Source organism: Pseudidiomarina indica, from assembly GCF_900104245.1.
In the GTDB taxonomy this organism is placed as follows: domain Bacteria; phylum Pseudomonadota; class Gammaproteobacteria; order Enterobacterales; family Alteromonadaceae; genus Pseudidiomarina; species Pseudidiomarina indica.
On sequence record NZ_FMXN01000006.1, the window covers coordinates 67,651 to 79,799 of the forward strand.

Below are 12,149 nucleotides of genomic sequence, written 5' to 3' on the forward strand. Positions count from 1 at the left end.
TATTTCAATTTGGCGATAGCCCGTTTAATTCGAGCGCAGCGCTTTCTTGATTCGCTGATAGTCGGCAGCCTCGTGGTAAATGGCAAAGCCAAAGCGCAACCGGTCACCCCGATAATCAGTCGCAACCCCTGTATCCGCAAGCTGTTGCGCAAGCTCACTGACCTGTGACTCATGGTCTAGTTTGAACGTTAAAAAGTGGCCATGTTGGGCTAAATCAGGGGCAAGTAAGCGCTCTCTTCGCAACAACGGATGCTCTAATTCATCGATGATTTGCAAGAATTCATGCTGTAATTGCTGCACATAAGCGTGCATCCGGGAAACCGTCAGCCCTTCCTGCTGCCACCAATGCAGCACCGCTTGGAGGCGATAAAGGCCGCTGAAATCCATGGTCGCGCCAGCAAACCGCATGCCATCATTCGCATACGCAACTTGCGCTTGTTGGGGCTTCGCAAGATTAGCGAAGTCTGCAAACCACCCGGTATACTCGGGGCGAAGCTGGCAGTTTTTCGGAACCGCCATAAAGCAACAGCCTTCACCTGCCTGCAAGTACTTATAGCCACCTGCAAGATAAAACACCCGCGCTGCCACTTGGCTTAAATCCGTCGGAATTGCCCCACACCCGTGGTAACCATCAATCATCACTAAGGTGTGGTCCGGCACCGCTGGTAACCAGTGTTCCAACGGCGGTGCAAGCACCCCTGAATTGTAAAACACTTGGCTGGTAAAGATGACTTCATAACTGCCCTGCTCCACCGCAAGCCGCCAGCGCTCTGGGAACGTTGCAAAAGGCTCGGTTGGAATGGTGACGAGTTCAAATTGAGGCCGCTCCTGCAACCGCTTCATTTGCCGTGCAAAACTATGGAACTCGCTGTCGGTGCTTAACACTCGCAGCGGCTGCGTTACCGGAAAGCTACTGAACACGCGATACAACAACTCATGGGTATTACTAGCAAACACAAACTGCTCGGGATACGGGTGATTCAATAAACGCGCGAGATGCTGTTGCACGTCGGGCACTCGTTCACCAAAGATGATATCCCACTTATGATCCACCCCTTTGGCACTATCGTCCCAATATGCTAACTGCGCATCGCGGGTGCAATCCGGCCAATAATGATGGCTGTGAGGGGCACAATGGAGGGTTTCAGGGTGCTGACTAAAAAAGCCCTGATAGGCATGTTTGTATGATTTCATCATGGTGTTCAGGCTCATTTATTATTCTAATATGATGCCGTTAATGTACCTTGCTTACCCCTGCTTTACTACCACTCGCCTTTGGTTCGCGCGCATTAAAAAAGGCGAGTATGGTCACCACACTCGCCTTTTCGATCATTATTTGGAACGACTAACAGCAGCAGTTATTTCGCCGTTGCTTTATTTAAGTACTTGAAAAACTCACTGCTTGAATCCAATACAAGAACGTCGTTACCTGATTCAAAGCTGCGCTCATAAGCTTGCAAACTACGCAAGAATGAGAAGAACTCTGGATCTTTGTTATAAGCACTGGCATAGATACCCGCTGCTTCAGCATCCCCTTCACCACGTAACTTCCGTGATTCACGTTCCGCATCGGATAACATGACCGCAACCCGCGCATCCACATCAGCACGAATAAACTCGGCCTGCTCACGACCTTCTGAACGGTGCTCCATCGCCACTGCTTGACGCTCTGCTCGCATCCGTTGGAAGATCGACTGACTGACTTCCACCGGTAAGTTGATTTGCATGACTCGGACGTCGATAACTTCGATGCCCAGTTCTTGTGCACTATTCGCACCGCGAATTAATGCTTCACGCATTAAACTATCACGCTCGCCCGAAACGATTTCTTTAATCGTCCGGTTACCAAACTCAGCCCGCAAACCACTCCCGATACGACGAGTTAACAGTGCTTCAGCCTGTGCTTGGTTCCCGCCATTGGTCGATAAGTAGTAAGTGGCAAAGTCTGAAATACGCCATTTCACATAAGTGTCAACGATTAAGTCTTTTTTCTCGCTGGTCACGAAACGATCAGGGTTACCGTCTAAGGTCTTAATGCGTGCGTCGAGTCGCTTCACTTCTTCAATAAAAGGAAGTTTGAAATGCAGGCCAGGTGCATACACCTTTGGCGCACCGGTTTCAGCGTCACGCAAAACCTTCCCAAATTGAACCACAATCGCGCGCTGCCCTTCTTTCACCACAAAGATAGAAGAAAGACCTAGCACAATCGCGACAATCACTAATACTGCTACGAAGTTTCTCATCGATTACCCCCGACCTTCATTGAAGCGATCACTCGTACGAACACTTGTTGGGCGTTGCGTATTGGTGGAGGCAGGTGAGCTTGAATTCGGTGTTGAATTCGTTCCTTGTGCCTCACGTGGTGCTGGGTGCGCCGCCCGTTGTCGCTCTAGAATTTTGTCCAGCGGTAAATACAGCATATTGCTGCTGCCATCGACATCCACTAACACCTTGGCGTTATTGGCATAGATTTTTTCCAGCGTTTCTAAATACAACCGCTCACGTGTCACCGTTGCTGCCGCTTTATATTGTGGTAACAATTCTTCAAAGCGCGCTACTTCACCCTGGGCACGTAAGACGGTTTGCTCACGATAGGCTTGAGCTTCTTGTAAAATACGTTGTACCTGACCACGTGCAAGTGGTTCAATTTCGCGGGCATAAGCCTCAGCTTCACGAATGAAACGCTGTTCGTCTTCTTGCGCTGCAATCGCGTCATCGAACGCTTCTTTCACTGCTTCTGGTGGACGAGCTGGGAGCAAGTTAACGTCAACCACTTGAATCCCTAATTGATAAGGCATAATGATGGTTTCAAGTAATTCCAACGTATTTTGCCGGACGCTTTCACGGCCTACTGTCAGAACTTCATCCATGGTTGTATGACCAACCACATAGCGCAACGCGCTGTCAGTAGCCTGCGCTAAACTACGGTCAGCCGTTTCCACCGCGTATAAATAATCACGTGGATTCACGATACGATACTGTACGTCTAACTCAACATGCACAACGTTTTCGTCTTGTGTGAGCATGAAGCCTTCTGATTGGAATTGCTTCACGTTGCTCACGTCAACCGTTTCGACGGTATCCACAAAGAATGGCCGCCAATGTAATCCGGACTCTACCAAGTCGTGATATTCGCCAAACCGTAACACCACGCCACGCTCAGCTTCTTTCACCGTATAGAAGCCAGCAATAAACCAAATCACCACTGCTAGGACAAGAATGACGCCCATGCCACGTGATGATTTACCACCGCTGTTGTTACCTTGTCCCTTATTCCCGCCAAGCCCTAGCTTGCCGAGTAAGTTACGGATTGCTTCATCTAAATCAGGCGGACCTTGTTCACGGCCGCCTTGGTTTTTCCATGGATCACGGTCATTATTACCGCTTCCCGGTTGATTCCAGGCCATTTAACACTCCAGTTCTGGGTCAAAGTTTATTGTATTCTGTTGCCGTCATTGACATGCTTTAGCGTCTATTCTACAAAGCCTTGTAAGTTATCGCCATATTCTTCAGCGACTTGCTTCGTCAGACGTTGCCAATCTACTGCTGACATACGTACTTGCAGGGCCATTTGCCCGTCTTCACAAGTTTGTTCCCCAGTGACACTTTTCATCGCATAAAGCTTGCCGCGCAGTTTTCCCATCGACGGCGGAATCCGTAAGGATACGCTAACCATGCGAGGACGCAAGCGTTGCACTAAGGCTTCTTGTAACAAATCGATACCAGCGCCGGTCTGCGCAGAGAGCCAAACACGGCTCGGCATGCCTTCATCGTCGGTGTCAATTCGAGGTTCAATATCAACCAGTTTATCAATTTTATTGCAAATGAGTAATTGAGGAATTTCATCGGCACCAATCTCCTGCAAGACTTCTTGCACCTGATGAATATTTTCTGCTTGGCGATCATCGGCAACATCAATCACGTGTAACAAGAGATCGGCTTCAAGCGTTTCTTGTAAGGTCGCTTTAAAAGCCGCGACTAATTCGTGCGGCAGATGCCGAATAAATCCAACGGTATCCGCGAAGACAATGGGGCCAACATCTGGCAGATTCAATTTGCGTAGGGTTGGGTCAAGGGTGGCAAACAACTGGTCCGCCGCATACACCTCAGCTTCCGTCAGTTGGTTAAACAAGGTTGATTTTCCGGCGTTGGTATAGCCGACTAATGACACCGTTGGAATTTCTGCCCGTTGCCGTGCACGGCGACCTTGCTCCCGTTGTTTTTCGACTTTTTCGAGCCGCGATAAAATATATTTAATCCGCGCCCGAATTAACCGTCGGTCTGTCTCCAACTGAGTTTCACCCGGACCCCGTAAACCGATCCCACCTTTTTGGCGTTCTAAGTGCGTCCAACCACGTACCAAGCGGGTTGAAATATGGCGGAGTTGGGCGAGCTCAACTTGTAACTTACCCTCGTGGGTGCGCGCTCGTTGCGCAAAAATATCAAGAATGAGGCCAGTGCGGTCCAACACACGGCACTGACATAATTTTTCGAGGTTTCGTTCTTGGGTGGGAGTCAAGCTATGGTTAAAAATCACCACATTGGCGTCAAACAACCGCACATGATCGGCAATTTCTTCTGCTTTCCCTGAACCGACAAAATAACGAGAACTTGGTGTGCTGCGTGCAGCTGTGACAACCGCTAGGGTTTCAACCCCAGCAGATGCCACCAATAGCTTCAATTCAGACAAATCTTCACGATCGATTTCCGCAGGAAAATCAACATGGACCAGGATAGCCCGCTCACCACTTTCAAATCTATCAAACAAGCTATCGCTGCTCCTACTCGTTGAGGTTAATCAATCGACTCTTCATTATCGCCGCCCAGCGGCAAATAGTTTTGCGGAATCCGCGCTGGGACAACCGTTGAAATGGCATGCTTATATACCATTTGGCTGACGGTATTTTTTAACAAAATCACGAACTGATCAAATGATTCAATTTGGCCTTGTAATTTTATTCCATTCACGAGGTAAATTGACACCGGCACACGCTCACGCCGAAGCGCATTCAAAAACGGGTCTTGTAATGTTTGCCCCTTAGCCATAATGATATTCCTTTTTTGTTATTGTTGGTGCCTAGCTCTCAAGATTTAATTACCCCTGCTAGCCACTTAAATATAGTTGAATTCTATGAATTTCAAAGCTTGTTCATGTTTATTTCAGTTATACTGAATATAAGGTGCAAGTTTTACTTTTCAAGGTTGCTTTGTGTAAAGATTTGGGCAGGCTGTCGGCAAAGACGTAATGCCTGCTCCACTAAATCCGCCGCATCACTGTCAAGCCAGTGAACATTTGGCCATTTACGCAACCAAGTCAGTTGGCGCTTGGCCAACTGCCGAGTTGCAAAAATTCCACGATCAACCATTTCTTCATAACTCAGCTCGCCATCCAAGTATTGCCAAACCTGCCGGTAGCCAACACAACGCATGGACGGCAGGTCCAAATGCAAATCGGAGCGTAACCGCAACTGGCTCACTTCTGCTATTAAACCTTGGTCGAGCATTTGGCGAAAACGCTGCTCTATCCGCTCATGTAACACGGCTCGATCGGGCGGTGCTACGGCAATTTGTACGAGCGGATAAGGCAAGGCCCCATGCCGCTCCTCCGTCAAGACGGTTAATGGTAGGCCAGTTAAAGCGAAAACTTCTAAGGCACGCAAGATGCGTTGCGGATCATTGGGATGAATGCGCTGCGCACTGTCAGGATCACATTGCTGCAACTCACGGTGGAGGGCGGCCGAGCCCTCCTCTTGCAGTCGCTGTTGTAATTGCTCCCGCAACTGAGGATCTGCCTCGGGTAAATAGGACATGCCTTCCAATAACGCTTTGAAGTACAGCATGGTACCGCCCACCAACAGCGGGATCCGCCCCTGCGCGATAATATCGTCAATCGCAGCGCGAGCATCGGCAGCGAACTGCGCAGCAGAATAGCTTTCGGCAGGGTCACAAATATCAATCAATCGGTGAGGCGCCTGGGCTAACTCTGCGGCAGTGGGCTTTGCCGTGCCAATATCCATGCCACGATAGATTAAGGCAGAATCAACCGAAATAATGTCGCATGGCAGCTGCTCTGCAAGCGCCATCGCCAACCCTGTTTTCCCGGCCGCGGTTGGCCCATACAGACAAATAACAAAAGGCTCACTCATCGTAAGGGCTCCGGTAACGGGGGTAACGGTAAAGGTATCCAGGCGGTATCTTGGCCGCCCTGGCTGTGCGCCAGCCAATGTTCTGCTTGCGTCAGCGAGTAATGGGTTTGCACCTGATGCTGCGCCAACCAAGTTGCCAATTGTTCAGGCTGATCGCGTAACGCCAATAACTGGGGCAACACACTGGCGATATCGGATTGTCGTAACGCCGAAGGAACATCAAAAATAATCACGGACTGGCCCTGTAATTCATAACGTACCCCAAGCAACGCAAGTTGTTTCGGGGCACACGCCCGCATGGTTTGAACCACGTCGGAATCGGTCAGTTTAAGCGGGATTAATAACGGCTGCCCCGCTAACCCCAACGTCAATTGTTGCCCAATACGCTGACTTAAATCACGCAGTTGAACTCGCTGCAAGTCAAGCAACCCCAATCCCTTACGATCATCGTTGACCAAGGCGAAGCGCTGTTCAACCACAGCCAGAACTTGAGCCGAAGCCGTTGTTTGCCCGCTCGCGTCGCCAGTGCGGTTCAATAAGCGGGTTAACTCGCTCAACGCGGTGAGGTCCACCGCCGGGCGATCCGGGAACACCTGCCGATGGCGGGGCGTGAGCTCCTGCACCTGGGCCGTCAAAGCAGCGTGACTGGCGGTATAGCCATGCTCGCTGCGCGAGACCGTAACCGTGTCAGCAGGTTGCGGCGCATGGGCAGTGAGAACTTGACGGGTTGCATGCAATACAAAGTCGTGGATCAGCCGAGCTTGGTGAAAGCGCACCTCATGCTTGGCGGGATGCACGTTCACATCAACGTCCTGAGGCGGCAACTCTAAATAAAGAACGTATGTTGGCACCCGATCCTCGGGCAAGGTATCCGTATAGGCTTGTCGTACCGCATGCCCCAATAACCGATCCCGCATCATGCGGCCATTCACATAAAAATATTGCACATCCGCCTGATGACGACAGGCTGCTGCAGGTGCAATCCAGCCCCACAATCGCACTGCGCCCGATTCACTTTCAACGCTAATCGCTTCTTGGCTAAATGGAGTGCCGCAAACTTGGGCGACACGCTTTAGATAATCTTCGGGTTGCTCGACGGCCGTATATTGACGTACTAACTTATCGTTATGGTGCAGCTGAAACCGAACATCGTAGCGGGCCAAGGCGATCCGACGCAGCACTTCATCAATATGGTTGAATTCGGTTTTGTCCGTGCGCAAAAACTTACGCCGTGCCGGCGTATTAAAGAATAAATCTTGCACATCCACCGTGGTGCCTTGCGGATGACTAGCGGGCGCCAGCTCCGCAACCATATCACGTCCTTCAACCCACACTTGCCAGGCATCGGTTTGTTCCGCAGTGGCGGAGGTCAACGTTAGCCGCGCTACCGAGCTAATACTGGCTAAGGCCTCGCCCCGAAACCCTAAACTTTGAATGGCTTCTAAATCTGCCAAGGAACTAATTTTACTGGTGGCATGGCGACTCAACGCAAGCGGTAACTCGGCTTTAGGAATTCCGATACCATTGTCACGTACCCGAATCCGACGCCGTCCCCCTTGTTCGATGTCGACCACGATATGAGTCGCACCCGCATCGAGACAATTTTCTACGAGCTCTTTGACAACCGATGCAGGCCGCTCAATGACTTCGCCTGCCGCAATCTGGTTTGCCAGACTAATCGGCAGCAATTGTATGGGCATAAAGGCAACCTAATTTACAAATTACGATGATGGAATTTCGAGCTTTTGCCCGACGTGCAACACATTACTCGTGAGTCCATTGCGCTCTTTAATGGCCTTCACGGTGGTATTATACCGTTGCGCCAACACCGAAAGCGATTCTCCTGAGCGCACGATATGAGTACTGCTACGTTGGGTAGCGAACAAGGTACCATCGGGCGGGCGGCGCTGGAAATAGTTGCGAATTCCTTGATACATAGCACGCGCCAGCTGCTGTTGATGCTTATTCGTCAGTAATAGCTGTTCTTCTTGAGGATTCGAAATAAAGCCCGTTTCGATCAGCATCGACGGCACATTGCCTGATGTGAGCACGGCTAAACTGGCGTGCTGCGGCTCATGCTTATGCATATGCGCCACTTGCTTCATTTCGGCAATGACTTCCTTAGCCATTTCGTACCCCGTACTCATGGCATGCCCCATGCTTAAATCCAGAAACGTTTTACTAATGTAGCCGTAGGTGTCATCTTCACCCACCGTCATGTCCACTCCACCGAGAACATCCGATAACCGCTCTTTATCCTCCAATAAGCGGCCCATTTCGTTATTGGCGCGGCGGGTCGATAGCACCCACACGGACGCCCCACGCGGCTGCGGTGAGGTGAACGCGTCCGCATGAATAGAAACCAACAAGTCTGCTTTAATTTCTTCGGCTTTACGGGTTCGTTCTTTTAATCCGACATAATAGTCACCCGAACGAATCAGATACGCTTGCATGGCACTGTCTTGGTTAATAATGTCTGCTAATGCCTTAGCGATTTTTAGCACAACGTGCTTTTCATAGGTACCGCGAGGCCCAATGGAGCCCGGATCATCGCCACCGTGACCTGCATCTATCGCGACCGTCACCTTACGCTCTTTAAGCTGTTCAACTGTCAACGCTTGGGTTCGGCGCTCAATGGAACGTCCCGGCAAATCCAGCACCAAGCGTTCACCATAACGATCATTGGCAGCCAACGGAAATACCGTTGCTTCAATTTTATCGCTCAGCTCTAACACAATTCGGGTCGAATTGGCGTTTTTGGGGGTACTGGTGCGGATCTTATGAATCAATAACGATTCATTACTGATTTTTGATAAATCAGTCCCCAGTTTGGTGTGATTAAAATCAATGACCAGTCGATAAGGCTTGGTATCGTAAATCGTAAAATAGCTATAATCTGGAGTATCACGCAGGTCGAATACCACCCGCGTATTTTCAGGCGCAGGCCAGATCCGTACATTTTCAATTTGGTTGGCATGGGTTGCACCACACCATAGCACGCACAATAAAGCTATTTTTATGACAACGTTTCGCATTCGATGGTATCGAGCAATACTCGGCCTCGTTCTGTTAGCGCATTGATAGTGATTGACCGTGCCGTATCGACATAATCAATCGTTATCGTTAAATCCGGTGATGGTAAATAGCCCTCACCGCGTTGGGGCCATTCTGCTAAAACGATTCGATCGGATCCAAGGTAATCACGGATGCCCATAAATTCAAGTTCTTCTGCATCAGCAAGCCGATATAAATCAAAGTGATGAACTGTCCACGGGGGAAGTTCATAAGTTTCCACCAGGGTATAGGTGGGGCTTTTCACATGACCTTGATGCCCGAGCTGTTGGATAAAACCTCGACTAAAGGTGGTCTTGCCCGCCCCTAAATCCCCCAACAAATAGATAGTCAGGCCCGGTGCACTCAACCTATCGTGATAACGAGTCACGTTTTGTGCTAAGCGGCTTGCTAAGGAAAGTAAGGCGGCTTCATCCGCTAAATAAGTGGTTTTTTGCATACGTCTTCTATGTTGATTACGGAACGAATTTCAGCGGACCATTGAGCTGGGTTGCTCAATTGCCGGAGCGGTAGGAGAAGATCACTGGCTATCGTCCCACGCTCGCCATCACAACTTGCCAATTCCCCGGCCACCGCATGCAACCACACCGCAGTAACCAAGGCATCTGGAATCGGTAATCGTTGGGCCAATAAAGCTGCCACCACGCCACTGAGTACGTCACCACTACCACCCGTTGCTAATGCCGGGGACCCACGGCGACAGACCCATCCCGTGGGATGCGTCACTGATTGAACTAAGGTTCCTGCCCCTTTGAGTAGCGCATGCGCCTGAAAGTTCTGACAAATTTGAGTTAAGGCGTGCCAACGGTCCTGCTCAACTGCCGCAGTACTCGTCCCTAACAAGCGCCCCGCCTCTCCGGGGTGAGGTGTCATGACCCATTCACTATTGGCTGGCTTCAACAACGCCAATGCTGCCAAGAGGTTCAGGCCGTCGGCATCCCACACCACCGTCCCGTCCCAATCTGCCACTGCGATGACTAGCTGCTGCGCCCACTCAGATTGCCCCAAACCGGGTCCGATAACAACGACATCGGCCTTGCTTAACAATAGACTAACACTGTCAGTGACAGCGTGCACCATGAACTCGGGTTGGGCAGCGGCGATAGCTAGCTGGCTGGTGGGGTGACACGCAATGGACACTTTCCCAGCACCACAGCGTAATACGGCTTGCCCCGCTAATATGGCAGCGCCGCTCATGCCCGGACCGCCACCAATCACTACCACATGGCCAAAGTCACCTTTGTGAGCAGTTTTCGCACGAGCAGGCAGCGAGTGGACTACTGTTGATGCATCGATCACCTCTAACACCGGTTGCTGTGACCGGAGGCACGATGCAATTCCCAGCTCGGCCAGTTCGATATGCCCACAATAATGAGCGGCTTGTCCGGTCACCAGCCCTAGCGTTAAGGCAATGAAGCTGACCGTCCAATCGGCCCGAACCGCGATGGGGCAAGGCCGTCCCGTATCACTATTAAGCCCACTGGGGATATCAATACTCAACACCCAACAACGTCGTGGCTGGGTATTCAGCACGGCAATGCAATCGGCAAATTGCTCGGTAACGGAGCGATTCAAACCGCTCCCAAACACGGCATCCACCACCACGTCACTCTGTTCGCGGTGGGTCGGGTTGAATGCGGCCAGCGGGTGTGAGATTCCACCACTATCATGCCAAGCTTGCGCCGCTAGCTGAGCCAAGTCGGAGCGTGGCGTGACGGCAAACACTTGCACTTGGTAACCGGCTTGCTGCGCGAGCCGCGCCAGCACCCAACCATCGCCACCATTATTCCCCGGCCCACAAAGGACCACGACCCGCGCGGGAGCGGGTTGTTGCGCTTGCAAGCGTTGTAGACAGGCGTGTGCCGCGCGCTGCATTAACTGGCTTAAACTCACCTTGAGATGGGTCACTGCCTGTTGTTCCGCCGCGCGAATTTGGGCGGTGGTGTACACCTTTCGATTGAGCGTTGCTGGCATCACTCATTGGCCTTCGGGTTAATTGGTAACAGCCTGCCCCAACTCATTTTGAAGAATGTAGTTTAAACCGCCGAGCACTGCTGCGACCTGCGCTTCAATGCATTCTTCCGGCGAGGTTTTAGCGCTATCCGGATAAACTTCCGTGGTGGTCACATAAGGTGCATCGGTCATTCCCATACAGAGCCCTAACTTGCGGCCAGCATAATGAATCACACCCTCTTGCTCTACCGGTGCTCCAATAATTTGGCCAGCTTCATCAGGAGGCGCAATATGGGTCACTTGACGAACTGCTTCTATCACTGCTCGCTGAAATTCAGGCGTTGGCTTTTCCGAACTCCCAACAGTATAAAACCCATCCGGAATGTTCCAGTTGGTATTCACCGTGCCCTCTCGTGCTGCCAATGCGGGACGAAACTCTGAGTTATCGGTGTCCGTGGTTTCATGCAAGTCGATATGCATGATAAAGCTGAATTCATGGCGCTCTAAGTAGCTCATCAACAATGCGCATTCTGCTGCTGGGCTATTGGCATAAAATGACCGATTTGGGTCAATCGCATAAGGGTTCCAGCGATTGACCGTTTCATAACCCCAAGGGCTTAAGCAGGGCACAATCACAAAATTAAACCACTGCCGATAATGAGGAACATGACGTTCAGCGAATGCTAAGGCACCATGCACTCCAGATGTTTCATAACCGTGAACCCCACCAGTAACCAGTACCGTCGGGCGGTTCGCATCCCACTGAGTAGAACGAAGAATAAAGACCGGATAGGTATTGGCCGGGTAATCCAGCACACCATACTGTTCAACATCAAATTGCTCATGCAACCGATTGATTTTACTGACAACCTCATCAAAGTATGAGCGTTTAATCTGTTGTTGCTCCAGCCATTGTTGCTTTTCTTCAGCTCCCCATGGCTGCCCAGGGGTTCCGATTGGATAGTGCGATGTTCTCAT

11 protein-coding genes are annotated in these 12,149 nt (G+C 50.8%); all 11 read right to left on the reverse strand.

The features are described 5' to 3' along the window. Positions 1-24 precede the first annotated feature (24 nt). The 11 genes from BLP64_RS06445 to BLP64_RS06495 all read right to left on the reverse strand — a co-directional run bounded on the left by BLP64_RS06445 (position 25) and on the right by BLP64_RS06495 (position 12,149). Entirely contained in the window at positions 25-1,197 is a 1,173-nt protein-coding gene (locus BLP64_RS06445) for an aminotransferase class V-fold PLP-dependent enzyme (protein WP_092592882.1), read from the reverse strand. Positions 1,198-1,358: 161 nt separating this feature from the next. Continuing rightward, positions 1,359-2,243, reverse strand: coding sequence for a protease modulator HflC (gene hflC, locus BLP64_RS06450; RefSeq protein ID WP_092592884.1), 885 nt, complete (start codon positions 2,241-2,243; stop codon positions 1,359-1,361). Positions 2,244-2,246: 3 nt separating this feature from the next. Then, positions 2,247-3,407 carry an FtsH protease activity modulator HflK gene (gene hflK / locus BLP64_RS06455; protein ID WP_092592886.1) on the reverse strand — a complete coding sequence of 387 codons (1,161 nt, stop codon included), beginning with the start codon at positions 3,405-3,407 and terminating at the stop codon, positions 2,247-2,249. A gap of 65 nt (positions 3,408-3,472) precedes the next feature. Beyond that, on the reverse strand, positions 3,473-4,768 hold the full coding sequence (gene hflX, locus BLP64_RS06460) for a ribosome rescue GTPase HflX (RefSeq protein ID WP_092592888.1): 1,296 nt from the start codon (positions 4,766-4,768) through the stop codon (positions 3,473-3,475). A 26-nt stretch (positions 4,769-4,794) separates the two neighbouring features. Further along, entirely contained in the window at positions 4,795-5,046 is a 252-nt protein-coding gene (gene hfq / locus BLP64_RS06465) for an RNA chaperone Hfq (protein WP_092592890.1), read from the reverse strand. A 143-nt stretch (positions 5,047-5,189) separates the two neighbouring features. Beyond that, on the reverse strand, positions 5,190-6,146 hold the full coding sequence (miaA, locus tag BLP64_RS06470) for a tRNA (adenosine(37)-N6)-dimethylallyltransferase MiaA (protein ID WP_092592892.1): 957 nt from the start codon (positions 6,144-6,146) through the stop codon (positions 5,190-5,192). Continuing rightward, positions 6,143-7,846 carry a DNA mismatch repair endonuclease MutL gene (gene mutL, locus BLP64_RS06475; protein ID WP_092592894.1) on the reverse strand — a complete coding sequence of 568 codons (1,704 nt, stop codon included), beginning with the start codon at positions 7,844-7,846 and terminating at the stop codon, positions 6,143-6,145. Before mutL ends, miaA begins: the two co-directional genes overlap by 4 nt. Before the next feature lie 21 nt (positions 7,847-7,867). Beyond that, the gene (locus BLP64_RS06480; protein ID WP_092592896.1) at positions 7,868-9,181 is read right to left on the reverse strand and encodes an N-acetylmuramoyl-L-alanine amidase; all 1,314 of its coding nucleotides are present in this window, start codon (positions 9,179-9,181) and stop codon (positions 7,868-7,870) included. Next, complete coding sequence (gene tsaE, locus BLP64_RS06485; protein WP_092592898.1) at positions 9,163-9,657, reverse strand: tRNA (adenosine(37)-N6)-threonylcarbamoyltransferase complex ATPase subunit type 1 TsaE; 495 nt, start codon at positions 9,655-9,657, stop codon at positions 9,163-9,165. The genes BLP64_RS06480 and tsaE overlap by 19 nt, the downstream gene beginning before the upstream one ends. Beyond that, the gene (locus BLP64_RS06490) at positions 9,636-11,192 is read right to left on the reverse strand and encodes an NAD(P)H-hydrate dehydratase (RefSeq protein WP_092592900.1); all 1,557 of its coding nucleotides are present in this window, start codon (positions 11,190-11,192) and stop codon (positions 9,636-9,638) included. The genes tsaE and BLP64_RS06490 overlap by 22 nt, the downstream gene beginning before the upstream one ends. An 18-nt stretch (positions 11,193-11,210) precedes the next feature. After that, positions 11,211-12,149, reverse strand: a complete 939-nt coding sequence (locus BLP64_RS06495) for a M14 family metallopeptidase (protein ID WP_092592902.1) — start codon at positions 12,147-12,149, stop codon at positions 11,211-11,213.